Below are 18,964 nucleotides of genomic sequence, written 5' to 3' on the forward strand. Positions count from 1 at the left end.
TACCTCCGGTAGGGTTTATTTTAAAGCGCTCAAAAAGCTCGTTCCGTGTTCCGGCATTTGAACGCCGAAGTTCTCTGCAACGGTAGCGCCGATATCCGCGAATGTCTTAAGCAGAGGCAGTTCTTTACCGCCGTTTGTGAAGCGCGGCGAGTAAACCAGCAGAGGCACATACTCGCGCGTGTGGTCCGTCCCCTTATAGGTCGGGTCATTCCCGTGATCCGCCGTAACGATCAGAAGATCGTCATCCTTCATCTTCGCGAAAACTTCCGGCAGCCGCGCATCGTATTCCTCCAGCGCCTGCCCGTATCCCTTGGGATCGCGGCGGTGTCCGTACAGGGCATCGAAATCAACCAGATTCACGAAGCTCAGCCCTGTGAAAGACTCATCCATCGCAGCAATCAGTTTGTCCATACCGTCCATATTGGATACCGTTCTGACTGCCTTGGTAACTCCCTCGCCATCGTAGATGTCGGAGATTTTACCCAATGCGATGACATCAAAGCCTTTATCCTGCAACTCATTCATCGTCGTGCGGCCGAAAGGCTTAAGCGCATAGTCATGACGGTTGGAGGTCCGGGTATAATGACCGCTCTCTCCTACGAATGGACGGGCAATAATCCGGCCAAGCATGTACGGGTCATCCAACGTAATTTCACGGCAGAACTCACAGATTTCATAGAGTTCTTGCAAAGGAACCACTTCTTCATGGGCCGCGATTTGAAGAACCGAGTCCGCAGACGTGTAAACGATCAGCGCGCCTGTCTTCACATGCTCGTCACCGAGCTCCTCGATGATTTCCGTTCCGCTGGCAGCCTTATTGCCGATGACTTTGCGGCCGGTCTTCTCCTCGATCCGCTGAATCAGCTCATCCGGGAAGCCGTTCTCGAACACGCGGAAGGGTGTGGCGATGTTCAGGCCCATGATCTCCCAGTGGCCGGTCATCGTATCCTTGCCGCTTGAAGCTTCCTGCATCTTCGTGTAGTAAGATAGAGGCTTTTGTGCAGCAGGTACACCCTCAATCTCGCGGATGTTGGACAAGCCCAGCTTGGCCATATTCGGCATGTGCAGACCACCCATTTCGCGGGCGATATGACCGAGGGTGTCGGAACCCACATCATCGAATTCGGCTGCATCGGGTGCCTCGCCAATTCCTACGGAGTCCATTACAATCAGGTGAATTCTTTTAAACGCGTCCATGTTGTATGCATCCTTTCCATTCTCGTCTCTTTAAAGGAACAATTATAGAAACAATCCGGCAATCGTTGCCGACAGTACACTCACCATTGTAGCACCGAAGAGCAGCCTAAGACCAAAGCGTGCTACAACATTACCCTGTTTCTCATGCAGTCCTTTAACAGCTCCGGCAATAATACCGATGGAAGAGAAGTTCGCAAAAGATACGAGGAATACCGATACGATTCCGACGGTGCGTCCGGACAAGTCGGTCATTTTGCCCAGATCCAGCATTGCCACAAACTCGTTGGAGACCAGTTTGGTTGCCATGATGCTTCCCGCATCGACTGCTTCTTTCCACGGTACACCCATAACGAATGCGATCGGCGCGAACAGATACCCCAGCATCTCCTGGAACGAAATTCCGAAGATTCCGCTGAAAATCCCGTTCACCATGGCGATGGCGGCGACGAAACCGATCAGCATCGCAGCTACTACAATCGCGACTTTAAATCCGTCGAGGATATACTCCCCCAGCATTTCGAAGAAAGACTGCTTCTCCTCTTCCTGTACTTCCAGAATATCTTCTTCCGGCGATACCTTGTAAGGATTCAGAATCGAAGCGATGATGAAACCTCCGAACAAGTTCAGCACCAGGGCGGTAACGACATATTTCGGTTCGATCATGGTCATGTAGGCACCTACAATGGACATCGACACCGTCGACATGGCAGATGCGCACAGCGTATACATGCGATGCTTCGGAAGCAGACCGATCTGCTTTTTTACCGAAATGAACACTTCGGATTGCCCGAGAACCGCGGAAGCGACAGCATTGTATGACTCCAGCTTGCCCATTCCGTTAATTTTACTGAGGACAAGACCAATATATTTAATCACGAACGGCAAAATTCTCGTATACTGCAGGATACCGATCAGCGCAGAGATGAACACAATCGGCAGCAGCACGTTCAGGAAGAACGGACCTGCGCCTTCATTTGCAATACCGCCGAATACGAAGTTAATCCCTTCCGCCGCATAGCCTAGCAATGTTTCAAAGACGCCTGCAAAGCCTTTTACTAAAAATTCGCCAATACCCGTGTTCAAGAGAGCAAACGCCAGCAGAACTTGAAGGACGATCATCACAAACAAAGGCCGGTAACGGATTTCTTTCTTGTTGTTGCTGGCTGCGTATGTGAGACCGAAGATAACAAGTACGCCCAAGATTGCGATTAGAAATTTCATTTGTGCTTCCCCCATTGGTGAGCTTGTGTATGGTGTAAGCGGCTGGGTGCTGTGAGGTATGTCACTTTTCTATAGCGCTTACAAACCAGGTGAAGAAGGGCATATCCGGTTGTCCAAGAACAAGATTAACTCTCGTTCTGGTGATCCATATCTTGTGCCTGGAAAGCTCCCGGCAATAACCTCTCCATCGTCCATTCTTCCGTATGTCCGTGAAGATTCGTGAGATAAATAACCGTATCGCTATCGCAAAATTCCGATAGTACCTGTCGGCAAGCGCCGCATGGAGATACCGGACCTTCGGTATCGGCCACGACCGCGATGGCTTCGATCTTGCGGTCTCCTTCAGAAACCGCTTTGAAGATGGCCGTCCGCTCCGCGCAGTTGGTTAACCCGTAGGATGCGTTCTCAATGTTGCATCCCCGGTAGATCTTGCCGCCTGTCCGCACGGCAGCCCCGACTTGAAAACCGGAGTATGGAACGTACGCCTGTTTGCGGGCTTCAATCGCTTCTTGAATCAGTTGATCCTTCATGATTCAGTCCTCCCTTTAGTAAGAAGAAGTAGACGTGCCGCCTTCCATGATCTTAACACCCGAGCTTGCGCCGATACGGCTTGCTCCCGCTTCGATCATGCCGTTCATATCTTCCAGGCTGCGCACACCGCCGGATGCTTTAACTCCCACGCCTGCACCGACCGTTTTACGCATCAGCGCGATATCTTCGCGTGTAGCTCCGCCTGTGGAGAAGCCTGTGGATGTTTTAACAAAATCAGCGCCCGCCTGGACAGCCAGTTCACATGCGCGTACTTTTTCCTCATCCGTAAGCAGGCAGGTTTCAATAATGACTTTCACCAGCGCTTTGCCTTTAGCCGCCTCAACGACTGCACGGATATCCTTCTCTACCAGCTCGTTGTCTTTCGCTTTCAATGCGCCTATGTTGATGACCATATCGACTTCGGTCGCGCCGTTTGCAATTGCATCCTGTGTTTCAAAGGCTTTTACAGCAGAAGTAGTGGCGCCCAGAGGGAATCCGATTACCGTACATACTTTAACTTCCGTGCCCTTCAACTGGTCCGCCGAAAAAGCCACCCATGTCGGGTTCACACATACAGAGGCAAAACCATATTTCTTCGCTTCTTCTGTCAGTTTGGCAACCTCTTCCCGGGTCGCATCCGCCTTCAGGAGCGTGTGGTCAATCATTGCGGCTATATTCACATTCAACAACTCCTTCTATTTATATCTTCTGTAAGATGTTACTCTTTCATTCAATTAGTTATTGGTTACATAATCTATGATAGCACAGACATGAACATATGTAAAACCATCATTGAAAATTTGTTCATACACAAAAACGGCCCTTCGCTCCCTCATCATTAGCGGAGCCTTTAAGCCGCATTAACCCGATGAGGGCTTGGTCGCAGAGCCTTTTTGTCAACATTCCTCTTCCTTACCCTTTTTAGCATTCTATGAAAAAAAGCCCGCACTCTGCTCCATCTTCTCTTCCTCAAGCAAAAAAATACCCTGCAGCTGTGAAAAGAAGAGGATGACCGTTACGGCTGGCCATCCCATGTTCCACATCTGGAGGGTATTTGTTTAATCCCGGCTTGGTGCTGATTCGTGACTCTCATGATGAATTGCCGCTCGTGACGGCTTGGTTTGCGTGCTTGCGTGCTTGCGTGCTTGCGTGCTTGCGTGCTTGCGTACTTGCTGCTTGCGTGCTTGCGGCTTGCGTGCTTGAGGTTTGAGGCTTGAGGCTCAAGCATACCAGAGACCTGCGCATTTCACCCCAGCAGCGCTTGAGCGGTGAACTGATCCGTCACCAGAATGTTCGCATAGCGGCCGATGAGAGCCGCGCGGATCGCCTCGATCTTCCGCTGGCCTCCCGCAACGAGAATCGCTTTTTCTTTGTTACGCAGATCGGCAAGGTCAATCCCCACGGTACGATTGTTGATTTCCTCGCTGCAAATATTCCCGTTCTCATCGAAGAAACGGGAACAGATATCGCCGGCGCCGCTGCTCTGAAGCAGCTTCTGCTCCTGGGGAGTGAAGTATCCCAGCCGGAACAGGAGCGCATCGTCTTTTACCGTACCTACAGTAAACACCGCGATATTCGCTTGCTTGCCAAGTTGGATAATGCGCTGAATATGCCGGTCTTCCTCCACCATCTTCTTCAGGGCATTGCTGTCGAAAATAACAGGCAGAGGCAAATAACGGGCAATCGTATGGTAAGCTTCCGCGAACAGATTAACTGTTTCGGCCGCATAAGTATTCACGTGGGAATGGCTTACGCCCCCTTTTAGTTGGACGACCTCAACACCTCTGACCTGCTTGTGCTGAAGCTCACGCGCGATCGCATACATCGTTTTGCCCCAGGTAACTCCGATAATATCGGCGTCCTGGATCGTCTCGTGCAAATAATCGGCTGCTTTCTTGCTGATCTGTTTCGTGATTTCCTGGTATTCATCCAGGGGCGAATAACACACCAGCACGGTATCCAGGTTATATTTGGCTTTCACCTGATCGCCAAGAGCATCCAAATCCTGCAGAGGATCTACGATATTGATCCGCACATAGCCCTGTTCCTTGGCATGCTGCAGCAGCCGGGACACTGTCGGACGAGATACGCCAAGCCTTGTTGCAATCTGCATCTGGCTGTAATCCGACAGATAGTAAAGTCTTGCCGCCTCAATACTTAGTCGCTGCTTCTCGTTCTCCATGTTTACAACCCACTTTTTGTTCAAGTTCAATCTTCATTGTATTGATCAGTATACCACTGCTGATCCGTCATTTGGCAAGTCCGCCGATACTTTCTTTGGAAGGACATGGAATGATTCTCATTCACGCATATTTGATGCCCCTATAAGAAATCCTATTTTCGACACGTTGGTTATACTCCTTAAAATTCCCGGCTCCTGAACCGTGCCCCGTTACTTGCAAGTACCTTCTTCCTACCCACTGTCTTAGCCGGAACAATCCGTAATACTAACAAACATAAGGAGGAAACACTCATGAATCGCCCCGTTTATCCGCGTTCCTTTTCTCATATAGGACTTTCTGTACCCGACATCGACCGGGCTGTCCAATTCTATACGGATGTCCTCGGCTGGTACGTAATTATGCAGCCTTCTGTTATAGAAGAAGATGATAGTCCCGTAGGCATAATGTGTACGGATGTGTTCGGTCCCGGCTGGGGAAGTTTTAAGATCGCTCACTTATCCACAGTGGATAAAGTGGGAATTGAAATCTTTCAATTCCCAAACCATGAACAACCCGGGGATAACTTTGAATTTTGGAAAACGGGTACCTTTCATTTTGCAGTACAAGACCCGGATATAGAAGAGCTGGTTAAGAAAATCATCGAGCACGGCGGCAAGCAGCGCATGCCGATCCGGGAATATTACCCGGGGGAGAAGCCTTTTAAGATGGTCTACTGCGAGGATCCTTTCGGTATACTGATTGAAATCTATACCCACAGCTATGAACTTACTTACTCATCCGGCGCTTATTGAAACAGTGGCAATACGATTCTAAGACAACAAATGATAAAAAGAGACCAAGGGAACGCTGCGTTCCCTTGGTCTCTTTATCGTTTGTTGTCTAGCTGTGATCGGGCGACCGGAACACCCGCAGCGGGCGATCCGGCATCCCGGCACATGCATGACGGACAACCGAATCTACAAAAGGCCTGCTTCTGCAGCCTTTTGCACCGCTTCTTCGCGGTTGCGCACATCAAGCTTCGCATACACGGCTGAAGCATAGTTACGCACCGTGCCATCGGACAGATACAATTTGGCCGCAATGGTTTTATACCGCAGCCCGCGGGAGAGGAATTGCAGAATCTCAATCTCCCGCGGTGTCAGGCCGTACTCGTTCTCGGCTTCCCTCTGTTCCGTCGGCCTCTCCTCTGCGGCAGCCGGCTCCTTGTGCAGAGCGGCCGCAGGAAGATCCGCCTCCTCAAACAATTTAGAGGAGATGTCCTGAGCGATCATCGTCCCGCCCCTGTGGACGAGGCGGATCGTTTCGGCAAGTTCGCGCGGCTCGATCGACTTGAGCAAATACCCGTCAGCCCCGCTCCGCAGAACTTCCATAGCCCTTTCCACGTCCTGGAAAGTCGTCAGAATCACAATGCGGATGTGCGGCCACTTGCACTTGATAGCCTGTGTCGCGGACAATCCGTCCATATTCGGCATATCCAGATCCATCACCACCAGATCCGGCTCCAGAGTGCCGCACATTTCCACGGCCTCTTGGCCGTCTGCCGCGAGGCCCGCTACCTGCAGATCCTTGTGCTCTTCAAGAATAGTCCGGAGACTCTCGCGGATGAACGGCTGGTCGTCTGCAAGCAGCAGGCGGATGACCTCTTCAGGCTGCTCCACTTGTCTGGGCAGCGTACACATGACTACCGTTCCCTCATCAGAACCGGAGTAAACCGAGACCTGCCCCTGCAGGTTGAACGCCCTTTCCTTCATCGCCTTGAGGCCGAAACCGTCCTGCAGACGGTCTGCCCCCCGTCCGTTGTCGCGTATTTCAAGCCGGGTCTGCCGGTCCTCGAATTGCAGCGATACGTCTATTTCCGTCGAACCGCCATGCCGTACAGCGTTCGTTAGCGATTCCTGCAAGCAGCGGTAGAAAGCCATCTGCGCCTGCTTCGGCAAAGGATGATCCTCCCCATACGTGCGGAACCCGACTTTCACTCTCGCATTCTCTTCAAAGTCTTCAGTGAGCTGCTTGAGAGACTCGACCAGCGGAAGGCTCTCTTGGTCGGATTCTATCCCGTGCAGATAACTTCGCACATTGTTCATGCTTTTACGCGCCACCTGGAGCAGGGAGCCGAGTTTTTCTTGCCCGGCCTCAGTAGCCAGCTCCGGTTTCAATGTCTCCAGCCCCATAATAATCGTCGTATAAGAATGTCCCATCGTATCATGAAGATCCTTGGATAACCGGTTGCGCTCTTCCAGCAGCGTAATCCGCTCAATTTGGGACATATACTGCTTCATGATGTAATTCTGGTCCCGGATAATCTCATTCTGCCGGTGGTTGACCACAAGCAGGTGAAAAGCAAATCCGAGCGTATAAGCCAGCCCGTAATTGATGAAAATGACCCCGCCTTTGTCTATCTGAGAGAAGAGCAGGATGAGCACCGGAAAGCCGATTACAGTGATGGGGGCCGTCCACTTATAGGATTTGCCTGCACTATTGGCTGCGATCAAAAATGCGGGGACAATATACGTCAAATAGGCTTGGGGAAACAGGGTGACCAGATATAGGACTATCCCGCCGAATAGAATCATTTCGGTAATAAGATAAGATTTATAATTGAGAAGCAGTGCCAGCCACGGAATAGAAAAAGCGGCGATCTGCCAGAAAAGTACGATAGCTAACGGGAGCGTTAATTCATTACGAACCTGGATCTCCGTGAGTAGGAGGGATACACAGCTGAGAAGCCGAATTAGAAGCAGCAGCCAGTCATACCAGAACCATTTTTTTATAACATCAAACAAATCGCTCATCTCCTGCTCTTTCTTCCATATGTTCCTACGCTATTATAGACCAGACCTCCACATAACGTATATGGTTTAAGGGGGTGAAGACCTCCTAGTGCTTCTTCCTGTTCGTTTGGTTAAGAGCCCGAAACATGTCACGGGTATAACCGCCTGCCAGCACGACCAGAAGACTCCCCAGCTTCCCGCCTGCGAACACGCAAATAAATCCAATCACCATCACAACCAGAGATTTAAACAGCGTATCGATTGGAACCACGATATACATATCCACAAAGTGAAGCAGCAATGGTGCCGCGATCATAATCAGCGGTGAAATGTACAGAACGAATGCCCCGAGGAAGCAGACCAGACCGAGCAGAAATTTCAGCATGAGCCACTGAATCGCTTTCCAGTTAACCGGATCGAGCAGTTCCTCTTTGGCCTGCAGCCATACGCTTCCTTCCGCTAATGCTTTTCCCGGGTACGATTCAATTGAAATATCCGTATAGAGTTTCGTCTGAATTCGTTCATATTGCGTAAAAGTCTGTGTTGTGCGCATGATGTTCTTGAGCAGCGGAATGCCGATCAGCGTAAAAGACAGAGACAAACCGAACGTCAGACTGACCATATAAAAGCAAAAGTAAAAAAAACCTGTTCCAAAAGTAAGCAACAAAAACCAAAAGTTTTGTACGTGCTTAAGTAATCTTCTTTCCATAAAGCTCCGCTCCCTTTCTTCTATTTCCTACTCTCTTCGATACCTTCCCTGATAACTTCGTATTTCAATCTCCCAGCAAGTAAGCTGCATGTTTGCCCTGTGTCTGAAGTTATCCCGCATGTATGAAAGTCTCCTTCCCCTCTCTTCTGCTGCCTGTATCTTATCTCTCCTGTTGTCAACAAGACTAGTGTCAAAGTGTCATATGACACGTGCAGTGATTTCCGGTACCGATTTCATGCGAAAATAGACCTCCCATGTGTGATCCGCACTTCGTGACATGCCATCAAGACAAGTGTCATGCCTTCTTTACGATTCATCATGTATCAGGCTGCAAATTCCCGTTCCGTCCGGGGGCCCCCATACTGGTGACGAAAGCTAACTTGCCGCTGTGACAGCCTCATTGAGATACTTTGGGGGTGATACACGATGAGAGCACACGTAAAGGAGGAAACGGCTCTTTGTGAATCAAATGATGATCCTGCACAAGAAAACGGCCAGAAAACTACGAGCAGTTAAAGGAGAACCCCACGATGAATACAAGGATACGCAACCTGAGTCTAGCTGCCCTATTAGCTGCCTCCACTGCAATTACAGCTTGTACACCTGCACCGGTTAAACCGGAAGTGTCTCAGCCGGCAGATCCGGATAAAATGAACGGACCGCAAGACGGTAAAGAAGTCGAAGCGTTCGCCGATCCTCTTTTTGCGGAAATGATGAAGAAAGATAATGTGGCCGGATCGAATTTCGTCGTCGTTAAAGATGGCAAAGTGCTGGTCAACAAGGGATACGGTTACGCGGATAAAGAGAAGAAGATTCCAGTCGATCCAGACACGGTGTTCCAGATCGCTTCCGTATCCAAGACTTTCACGGCGCTCGCTGTGATGCAGATGGTCGACGAGGGAAAACTGGATCTGAACAGAGATGTCAATGAATACCTAGGCGGATTGAAAGTGCCGAACACAACGGGCAAACCGCTTACTTTGTTCGAGATGCTGAATTATACGAGCGGGGTGGACAAACCGGATATCACCACCTTCATCTCGCCGGATTATATCGGCCAGGACATCCCGATGAAGTCGTTCATCGCCGGGCACATGCCGACAGTCGTCCGGCCGCCGGGCGAAGCTTATACGTATGACAACTTCGGATTTCTGCTGGCGGGTTTAGCCGTAGAGAACGTGAGCGGAATGCGTTTTGATGAGTATATGAAGACCAAAGTGTTTGAGCCGCTCGGCATGAAATCAACCAGTGTCCGCTATACGCCTGAGCTTAAGTCTAGAATGGCGCAGCATTACTCCCCTACAGGTGAACTTCAGCCGGCTTTTGGACATGCGCCGACCGACGGCCCTCAAGGCAGTATCCTTTCTACCGGAACCGATATGGCGAACTACCTGGTCATGCAGCTGGGCAGAGGCAAATTCGGGGACAAGCAGATTGTCAGTGCCAAGAGCATGGAGCCGATGCACACTTATTCGGCCTTTGCCGATGCCGGCAAAACCATTCCGATTGCTACAGTTGGTTTTGAAGGCTATTACAAAGAATTGATGAATGGGCAGCATGTTGTTCTTAAAGGCGGCAATATGCCGGGCCACTCTTCCCTGATGGTTCTGATCCCGGAACAGAACACGGCCTTCTATATGTCTTACAACAGCGATACCCAAATGAGTGTCGGTTTCTATGAAGCGTTCATGGACCACTACTTCCCCGAACCTGTGAAAAAGCCGGCACCTGCCTATCAAGATCTGACCGCGCAAGACGCGCAGAAATACTTGGGCTTGTACCAGAATACACGCGCTTATGGTTTAAGAACCCAGTTTACCTACCAGGATGGAAAACTCATCATGGATGACGGAAGCACCGGCAAGCATACGCTCCGGATGATTACCCCGACCCTGTTCGATGACGAGGCCGGCGAGAAACTGGCTTTCCAGAAAGATGCAGCCGGCAGCATCAAGTACTTTTACTACACAAGCAAGAAGGGGATCAATGTGGTCGGACATTCTCAGAAAGTGGAGATGAAACCAGCCTTTGCCGATGTACCGGCTGACAGTCCGTACAAGCTTCATATTGACCATCTGAATGCACTTACTATTATGGGGGCAGCACGAGACAATCTGTTCGAGCCCGCAAGAACCCTGACCCAAGGAGAATTCGCGGACCTGCTTATTCAAGCTCATGGCTGGTACATCTTCCCCGGCCAGAGTGAGAACAACAAGAAACAAATGATGGCCGATATTCCCGGATTCGAATCATCCGAAGTGATCACCCGGCAAATGGCGGCGGCCATGATTCAGAACCTCAAGCAGGCCAAACCTGCATCTGAGGTCCGGTTAACGGGTCCGACGGATGAATGGGCCGCAGCCAGAATCTCCGCGCTCCTCTCGCAAGGAATCGCCGATCCGGACACGAAAGTCGGCGCAGACGGTTCTGCCGACTTCCGTTCCAGGCAGCCGCTGCTTCGCCAGGAAGCCGCAGCCCTGCTCGACAAAGCATTCGGCGCGTATAGCTTGCCGATCAAGAACTAGAGCGGGCCAGCGGGATCGATGCTTCTCAAGAGCCTCAGGCTTCAAAGAACAGCATGCTCCAGCGGACAGACTGGCCCTATCTGCACCGTTACAGGAACAGTAAAGTTACTTCAGCAAGGGACAGCCGTATAGTTCTTCTTCGCAACCTCTCCGAAGAATTTGAGCTGCCTCGCAAGCTGCATCTGTATAAACTCAAAAGGAGTGAGCCCCGGCAAACATGCCAGCGGGTTCACTCCTTTTTTATTTAGCTACGTAAGAAATAGGGCTATGCGAATCGGATGGTACGAAGAAGACCAGCACCGCATAATCGCGGTTTTATGTCTGGTCTTCCTTAATGTAAGTTTTTACGGCAGGCGGTTCATAGGAACCGAATTTGTCCAGCAGCGCCGATGGATTGGAGTCCACAAGCACCATAGAACGGTATTTCTCCTGCAGAAATTGTTCATTCGTCATATGATCGAAAAACTTCACGAGCGGCTCGTAGTAATCCTGGATGTTAAGCAGCCCGAATGGCTTCCGGTGCAGTCCAAGCTGCGCCCATGTGTAAATTTCAACGAATTCTTCCAGTGTGCCGGGACCTCCGGGCAGAGCCAGGAACCCGTCCGACAGCTGTTCCATCTTCGCCTTGCGTTCATGCATGGATTCTACCACGATTAGCTCGGTTAAGTTCGTATGCGCAATTTCGCGCGTCTGCAGCATTTGAGGGATCACGCCGATTACCTTGCCGCCCTCTGCCAGAACGGCATCCGCCACAGCACCCATAAGACCTACACTGGCTCCGCCATAAACGAGCGTAATCCCGCGCTTTGCCAGCTCCTTGCCGAGCGCAGCCGCCCCTTCTTTGTACACGGCCGAAGCCCCGTTACTTGATCCGCAGAAAACCGCAATACTTTTCATGATTTCTCCTCCATCCGTTTATCTAAGTTCTGGATATGACTATTAGTATATCGGTTAAATAGCGGAAGGGAAAGATGCTTCATAGTTTATAACAAGCGTATGATTATTCACTCCATATTTTATTTACATCATTAAGGTCCGTTGTTTTTAATACAATCTTTGCATCATCCACAACAACAAAAGTGGGGAAATCCGCAATATCCAGAGCCTTAATCATCTCTTTATTACGTTTTTGAAAGTTGTCATAGAATTGAACGGATTCAATTTTCTTAATATTTTTATTCCATATCCTGTTTACTTCTTTATCTAATTCATCAGCCCCACTGTCTTCTTTAAAGACATGCAGGGTATAAGTATCAGACGATTTCGATTTTAATTGTTTAATAACTTCCTTTTGGCTTGTGCAACCAATTAGTAAAATAAAAAGCAGAAGATAACATAATTTCGTTAAATTCACTGCAATTGCTCCTCGACGACTAATTTTATAATCTTCAAACCTTATCAGCTTTATCACTTACTTCATATCAATCCGGTCATCCTTACAATATCTTGTTCTTTCTAAAATTATCAACAAAACTCCCTACGCATCATACAAATCATTCTTGCAAAATATACCATATTTTCAACCGAATAATATTTTTTCATTTCAAGCAGCCTCTATCTCTCTTCAGACATTGCTAGCACTTACCCTATTCTATACAAAAAAGGCTGCACCCCTAAGGATACAGCCTGTTTATTCAGTTCCTATTCAATCCGCATTCCGAACGACTTGCTGCCGAACGAGAATGTCTCCATGCCGGCTTCCTCGGTATAAGCTACTTCGTTGACCAGCACGTTGTCACGCAGTACATGATCGAATGCTTCCAGGGCTGCTTTCAGCTCCGCATCCACATTCAGCACCAGATTAACACGCTTCTCGATCGGAAGCTCCAGCTTCTTGCGGTAATCCTGGATCGCACGGACGATCTCGCGGACAAGACCTTCCTGCTCCAGCTCACGGGTGATTTCCGTGTTCAGCGCAACGGTCATCTGGTAGCCGGACATGGAAGCGAATCCTTCCTTCGCGTGCTTCTCGACCAGCAGCTCATCCAGCGCGATCTGAACCGCCTCGCCGTCCAGCGTCAGGTCCAGGGAGCCGCTATCCACGACGGCCTTGCTCTCCTCTGGCGACATCTGCTTCAGGTGGCCCTGGATCGGCCCGACGAGCTTGCCGAACTTCTTGCCCGCGACCTTCAGGTTCAGCTTCAGGCTGAACTGGACGTAGCGGCTGTCGCTCTGCTCCACGCGGATTTCCTTCACGTTGATTTCATCCTTGATGATGGATTCAAAACGGCTCAGATCGAAATCCCCGCTCAAGGATACGATCAGCTCCGACAAAGGCTGACGGGTCTTGATCGCCGTTTCATTGCGGACGCTGCGCGCCAGCTCTACGATCTTACGGGCGGTATCCATTTCCTTCTCAAGCCCGGCGTCAATTGCCGCCTCATTCACCTGCGGATAATCAGCCAGATGCACGCTGCCGTCTCCGGTCAGGTTCATGTAAATATCATCGGCAATCAGCGGAGTGTAAGGCGCGACCATACGCGACAGTGTCACGAGCACCTCATGCAGCGTCTGGTAAGCCGACACTTTATCCATCGTCATTTCGCTGCCCCAGAAGCGGTCGCGTGAACGGCGGATGTACCAGTTGCTCAGCTCATCGACGAACAGCTCCATTTGCTTCGCCGCATTAAGGAAGTCGTTGACTTCGAGGCCCTTAATCACATTCTTCAGCACGCTGTTCAGTCGCGATAGAATCCAGCGGTCCAGCTCGTTCTCCGATACCTGCTGTGCATGATCCTCATGCTGGTAACCGTCGATTCCGGCATACAGCACGTAGAACGCATGCACGTTATTCAGCGTATCGACCAGCTTGGATTTCGCCTCCGCGACGATCCCTTTCGAGAAGCGCTTGCTGTTCCAAGGCGCGCTATCCGACAGGAGCGCCCAGCGGAACGCATCGGTGCCGAATTCCTCGATGATTTCCCAAGGATCGATAACGTTGCCCTTGCTCTTGGACATTTTCTGCCCGTTCTCATCCAGCACGTGGCCTGTCGAAATCACCGCTTTATAAGGCGCTTTGCCCTTAAACAGCGTCGATACCGCAAGCAGGCTGAAGAACCAGCCGCGTGTCTGGTCAACACCTTCGCAGATCATATCTGCCGGGTACTGATCCTCGAACTGCTGCTTGTCGCCGAACGGATAGTGCATCTGCGCGAACGGCATCGAGCCGCTGTCGAACCAGACGTCGATCACTTCCGGCGTTCTTTCCATTACGCCGCCGCATGTACAGCGCAGCTTAACGTCATCGACGAACGGCTTATGCAGCTCCAGATCGTCACTCACCGGATCAACTGCTTTAGCCTGCAGATCGGCGAAGCTTCCCGGCGAATACTGACAATCACAGCCCGGCTCCTGGCAGAGCCATACGTTCAGAGGCGTACCCCAGTAACGGTTCCGGCTGATGTTCCAATCGACGAGATCCTCCAGGAACTTCCCGAAGCGTCCTTCACGGATGTGGGAAGGATACCATTCCACCTTGCTGTTGTTCTCGATCATTTGATCCTTCACAGCGGTTGTCTTGATGAACCAGCTCTCCATCGCATAGTAGAGAAGCGGAGACTTGCAGCGCCAGCAGAACGGATAGCTGTGCTCATAGCGTTCTTTGGAGAACAGCAGTCCGCGTTCGGACAAGTTTTTGACAATATCAATATCGCAATCCTTTACGAACCGTCCGGCAAAATCCGTCACCTGATCCGTGTAACGCCCCGCCAGGTCAACCACGTTCACAAAAGCGAGCTCATGCTGCTTCACCGTACGATAGTCATCCTCACCGTGTGCCGGAGCAATATGAACAATCCCCGTACCGCTTGCATCCGTCACATAGTCGGCATCCACTACCACATGTCCTTTGTCTGCGGCAATGTAGCCGAAAGGAGGCTGATAGGAAGTTCCTACGAACTCGGAACCTTTATGCACAGACAGGATTTCGAAATTTTCTTTGAACACTTTCTCAGCCAGGTTCTTCGCAACAATATATACTTCGCCTTCGTAGTTGACTCTGGCATAGTCCATCTTAGGGTTAACCGCGAGCGCAATGTTAGCCGGAAGCGTCCAAGGCGTTGTCGTCCAGGCCAGGAAGGACTCATCCGCAGTCTTGCTTTTGAATTTGACCGTTGCACTCAAATCTTTGACATCCTCATAGCCCTGCGCTACTTCGTGGGAGCTTAGAGTGGTCTGGCAATCCGGGCAGTACGGACTTACACGGTGGCCTTTGTACAAGAGGCCTTCCCCGTGAATATGGGACAGAATGTGCCATACACTCTCAATGTAATCATTCGTCAAAGTCACATAAGGATTATCCATATCGGTCCAGTACGCGATTCCTTCGGTCAGCTCACGCCACTGCCTCTCATACTCGAACACGCTGCTTTTGCACTGTTCCACGAACTTGGCAACGCCGTATTTCTCAATCTCCTGCTTGCCGGAAATCCCCAGCTGCTTCTCCACGCCCAGCTCTACAGGCAGCCCGTGCGTATCCCAGCCCGCTTTGCGGACAACCCGGAAACCGGACATCGTTTTGTAACGGCCGACAAAATCCTTGATTACACGTCCGAGCACGTGGCCGATATGCGGCTTCCCGTTAGCGGTCGGAGGGCCTTCATAGAAGACGAAATTCGGCTTTCCTTCGCGGTTTTCGATCGACTTACGGAACGTATCGTTCTCTTTCCACTGCTGGTGCACACGCAGCTCGCGCATTCTTGCTTTTTCTTTGACATCTACCTGTCTCATGGATCTTCATCCCCTCTTATTTAAGCTCTATTGGAACTTGCTCCTGCTATCTGAAAAAAAACAAAAAAATCCCGTCCCCTAAGGGACGAGATTGTATCTCGCGCTACCACCCTTGTTCCGTCAGAATCACCATCGTGTGACTCCGCGGCACCTCCACTGCGTACCAGCATACGCGTCCTTGGTAACGGCAGGACCCCGGGGCAGCTTACTCACAGCATTCAGCTTTCCTTCTCGGAGAGGATTTCCGGCTAAGTCTTGAACGTCGGCTTCCAGCATAGCACCGACTCTCTGGGGGACAAGGAATTTAGCGTACTCGTTCTCGTCAATGAATTTGATTGGGATTATTCAATTTCTAGCTAGTTTTAGGTATACGCCATTTCCATGTAAATGTCAACTTGATTTCCTCAGAAATCCGCGTCTAATTTTACTAGTATACCCTCTGGAACCGAGGAATAACCCGCCAGCTCCGCAAAGGGGCCCACACTGACCCTGCTTGGGCTCGGCCTGCCCCAATAAATTACGTGCCGCTTGTTGAAGATCACGAATTCTCCATGAAGAGCAGCCAGATCATCCTCTCTGAACGTTCCAAGAAGGTAATGATGGTTTTTGCCTAGAAAGCCAGTCATCGAAAAGAACGATAACTGGCTGCAGGCGTAATTTTATAAAAATATAATCATAGAGAGCACGAACATAAAAACGACTCCGGCAATCATAGGGACAGAGGTTCGTTTTACAATGGCAATAGGATCTGCCTTAACTGTTCCTGCAACGATTAGAATAACTGCAGCTACAGGTGAAACGGCCCGGAAGAGGTTTCCTGATAGACCGAGTGGAACGGATATGGCAATGGGATTAATGCCGGCTGCAACTGCTAACGGTACGATCAAAGGCACCATAGCGAAAATCAGGGCAGTACCGCTTCCGCTCAAGATGACGATAAGAGCAGTCAGCGCGACCAGGATGAGAGGCAGAATAAAGTCTAATCCATTCCCTTGAATTTGTTGCATGGATGTTTGAAGCTCATCAACCAACCCGATTGATTTCAGCCCTGTTACGAACACGGATGCGGCAACCAGCAAGGCCACAATAGGGATAGCTCCACCCATTCCTTTAAAGAATGCTTCCGTTTTCTCCAGGACGCTCTTATTTCCTTTGTGACGGATTAATTCACACACAATAGCGAGAATCAAGGATACTAATGCGGCCACTTCCACGCTCATATTGATCGATTGGCCTGTAGTAAGTTGAACCGCATACACAACTAACAGAAGAATAATAGGGAAGACGGGAAGAATCGCATATACCGTTTTATATAATTTGCCTCCGGTGATTTCAGCGACGACAGGCGCTTCGATGTTCTCCTCATGACCAGTCTTTGTAAGCTGGTTTTCTTTGCGATCCATTCTTTTCTGCCAAAAGTAATGAATGACTGCTATAAAAATTAAAGTCGGTATGGAAACCACCGCGTGATAGTTAAATACATAGTCCGTCACGTTCATACCGGCGAACAATGAATGTTTGGCTAATTCCTCCGCAATGGCAACATTGTCGCTTCCTAGCGGGGTCGGCACTATGGTTGCCGATGTTGCTATAATAGCCCCTGCCGTCAGAGCAGACATCCCTGCTTTTCTCATAATAGGATACAGGGTAGCAAGCAATATGATGGCCAGATTTGAAGCACTCGGAATAACAAGAGACAATACGTTTCCTAACAGAAAAACAATCGGGACGAGAACATAGACGGATTTGATTTTAGCAATGGGCTTAGTTAAAGCATTTACGGTTACTTCGTTCGCACCGATGGAAGACATATAAGCGGTATATCCGCCCAATATAAGGACAATAAAGCCCGCCGCGCCAAAAGTTTGTTTGAACTGGGTAACGATGACTTGAAGCGGATCTAACCAGATTGATCCTGTCGATTCAAAGCCTTTAATGGCAATCTCTTTTCCCATCCCCATGCTGATCAATATGAGTACGATCCCCATTAAGAACAAGGTAATTTTGATATCCATTTTCTTGATTAGCATATAAATGACTATGGATACCGCTACAATAGCAGAAGCATACATGATGATGTTAGAATCCATGGTGTTGTTTCCTTCCTGTTCATAGGGTTTCAGCTTAGTTGCATTTTTTCAGACTTTCCATAAACCATAGTTTGAACATCTGGGGGTCCAAATCGACACATACTTTGGCATTACTGGCTTTTCCTAAATATCCTTTCAAATCCACTACCGTACATCCTGTCGTCAAAGAACCGCCTAATTCCACATCAACAAATGTATCCACAACCTGGAACATTTCCGGCTGCAACAGATATGCAATCGCGCAGCTGTCATACATCTTCAGCCCTGTTTTCATGCTGCCGCCTCTGTATTTCTGGAATAACTGATAAATCATCCGGCCCGTCTGATTCATATCCTTCAATTGTTCGCTGTCTTCCGGATATACGAGAGCCTTCAATCCAACGTCAAGTCCAACCATGACAAGGGGCAGGCCGCTCTGGAAGACGATTTTGGCGGCTTCCGGATCGGCTAAAATATTAAATTCAGCCATCACGCCCGAATTTCCCCGTCCTGTGGAACCGCCCATTAATACAATTTCAGCAATCTTGCCTTTCACTTCCGGATACAGTCTCAGCAAGAGAGCGATATTGGTTAATGGACCGATCGGCACCAGGGTCATAGGCTCTTCACTTGCCATAATGACGCGGTACATGGCGTTCACAGCATGCTCTTCGAGCACCAGGTTTTCCGTCGGCTCTTCAAAATCAAACCCGTCCATGCCCGTAGATCCATGGATATCGCTTGCATCGATCGGTTCCTTGATAAGAGGTCTGTCGGCCCCCAGGGCTACCGGTATATTTTTGCCGAAAAATTTCAGTAAGCGCAAAGCATTCAACGTTACTTTCTCCAGTCCGACATTGCCGGCAACCGTCGTAATTAAGCGGACATCCAGTCCCTCACTATACAGCGCTATGGCAAGCGCAACTGCATCATCAATTCCAGGGTCTGTGTCAATAATTATAGGTCTTGGTGTTTGGGTCATGGTTGTATTCCTCCTGAATAATTGTAGTAAGCGATTGCAACGAGTGGA

General features: G+C 49.8%; 15 protein-coding genes and 1 other annotated feature. Of the genes, 2 read left to right on the forward strand and 13 right to left on the reverse strand.

Translation table 11 applies throughout. From position 1 onward, the window contains the following. Positions 1-15: 15 nt before the first annotated feature. The 6 genes from deoB to EDM21_RS10370 form a co-directional block, all read right to left on the reverse strand. Complete coding sequence (deoB, locus tag EDM21_RS10345; RefSeq protein WP_157335279.1) at positions 16-1,197, reverse strand: phosphopentomutase; 1,182 nt, start codon at positions 1,195-1,197, stop codon at positions 16-18. A 42-nt stretch (positions 1,198-1,239) separates the two neighbouring features. Further along, positions 1,240-2,418 (reverse strand): NupC/NupG family nucleoside CNT transporter, encoded by a 1,179-nt coding sequence (locus EDM21_RS10350; protein ID WP_157335280.1) that lies wholly within the window; start codon positions 2,416-2,418, stop codon positions 1,240-1,242. A 125-nt stretch (positions 2,419-2,543) separates the two neighbouring features. Further along, positions 2,544-2,948: a cytidine deaminase gene (locus tag EDM21_RS10355; protein ID WP_157335281.1), complete on the reverse strand. Its 405-nt coding sequence runs from the start codon at positions 2,946-2,948 to the stop codon at positions 2,544-2,546. Positions 2,949-2,963: 15 nt separating this feature from the next. Next, entirely contained in the window at positions 2,964-3,629 is a 666-nt protein-coding gene (gene deoC, locus EDM21_RS10360) for a deoxyribose-phosphate aldolase (protein WP_166541933.1), read from the reverse strand. A gap of 335 nt (positions 3,630-3,964) precedes the next feature. Next, positions 3,965-4,177 (reverse strand): hypothetical protein, encoded by a 213-nt coding sequence (locus EDM21_RS10365; protein WP_157335282.1) that lies wholly within the window; start codon positions 4,175-4,177, stop codon positions 3,965-3,967. Between the two features lie 18 nt (positions 4,178-4,195). Further along, positions 4,196-5,131 carry a sugar-binding transcriptional regulator gene (locus EDM21_RS10370; protein WP_157335375.1) on the reverse strand — a complete coding sequence of 312 codons (936 nt, stop codon included), beginning with the start codon at positions 5,129-5,131 and terminating at the stop codon, positions 4,196-4,198. Positions 5,132-5,422: 291 nt separating this feature from the next. On the opposite strand from EDM21_RS10370, the gene EDM21_RS10375 reads away from it, so the two are divergent. Beyond that, positions 5,423-5,923 (forward strand): lactoylglutathione lyase family protein, encoded by a 501-nt coding sequence (locus EDM21_RS10375; RefSeq protein WP_157335283.1) that lies wholly within the window; start codon positions 5,423-5,425, stop codon positions 5,921-5,923. Positions 5,924-6,088: 165 nt separating this feature from the next. On the opposite strand, the gene EDM21_RS10380 is transcribed toward EDM21_RS10375, so the two are convergent. Continuing rightward, a complete protein-coding gene (locus tag EDM21_RS10380; protein ID WP_157335284.1) occupies positions 6,089-7,915 on the reverse strand; it encodes a hybrid sensor histidine kinase/response regulator transcription factor in 1,827 nt (608 codons plus the stop codon). A gap of 94 nt (positions 7,916-8,009) precedes the next feature. Beyond that, a complete protein-coding gene (locus EDM21_RS10385; protein WP_157335286.1) occupies positions 8,010-8,612 on the reverse strand; it encodes a sensor domain-containing protein in 603 nt (200 codons plus the stop codon). Positions 8,613-9,142: 530 nt separating this feature from the next. On the opposite strand from EDM21_RS10385, the gene EDM21_RS10390 reads away from it, so the two are divergent. Then, entirely contained in the window at positions 9,143-11,137 is a 1,995-nt protein-coding gene (locus EDM21_RS10390; RefSeq protein WP_157335288.1) for a serine hydrolase domain-containing protein, read from the forward strand. Between the two features lie 315 nt (positions 11,138-11,452). Here EDM21_RS10390 and EDM21_RS10395 read toward each other — a convergent pair whose 3' ends face one another. The 5 genes from EDM21_RS10395 to rihC form a co-directional block, all read right to left on the reverse strand. Beyond that, positions 11,453-12,034 (reverse strand): LOG family protein, encoded by a 582-nt coding sequence (locus tag EDM21_RS10395; RefSeq protein WP_157335290.1) that lies wholly within the window; start codon positions 12,032-12,034, stop codon positions 11,453-11,455. A gap of 103 nt (positions 12,035-12,137) precedes the next feature. Next, positions 12,138-12,491: a hypothetical protein gene (locus EDM21_RS10400; RefSeq protein WP_157335292.1), complete on the reverse strand. Its 354-nt coding sequence runs from the start codon at positions 12,489-12,491 to the stop codon at positions 12,138-12,140. Between the two features lie 287 nt (positions 12,492-12,778). After that, positions 12,779-15,865 carry an isoleucine--tRNA ligase gene (gene ileS, locus EDM21_RS10405; RefSeq protein WP_157335295.1) on the reverse strand — a complete coding sequence of 1,029 codons (3,087 nt, stop codon included), beginning with the start codon at positions 15,863-15,865 and terminating at the stop codon, positions 12,779-12,781. Between the two features lie 78 nt (positions 15,866-15,943). Further along, positions 15,944-16,200, reverse strand: a binding site (T-box leader). Positions 16,201-16,524: 324 nt separating this feature from the next. Further along, positions 16,525-17,955, reverse strand: a complete 1,431-nt coding sequence (dcuC, locus tag EDM21_RS10410) for a C4-dicarboxylate transporter DcuC (RefSeq protein WP_157335298.1) — start codon at positions 17,953-17,955, stop codon at positions 16,525-16,527. A gap of 34 nt (positions 17,956-17,989) precedes the next feature. Next, the gene (gene rihC, locus EDM21_RS10415) at positions 17,990-18,916 is read right to left on the reverse strand and encodes a ribonucleoside hydrolase RihC (protein ID WP_157335300.1); all 927 of its coding nucleotides are present in this window, start codon (positions 18,914-18,916) and stop codon (positions 17,990-17,992) included. Positions 18,917-18,964 lie beyond the last annotated feature (48 nt).

The organism is Paenibacillus lutrae (assembly GCF_009757775.1).
Lineage (GTDB): Bacteria > Bacillota > Bacilli > Paenibacillales > NBRC-103111 > Paenibacillus_F > Paenibacillus_F lutrae.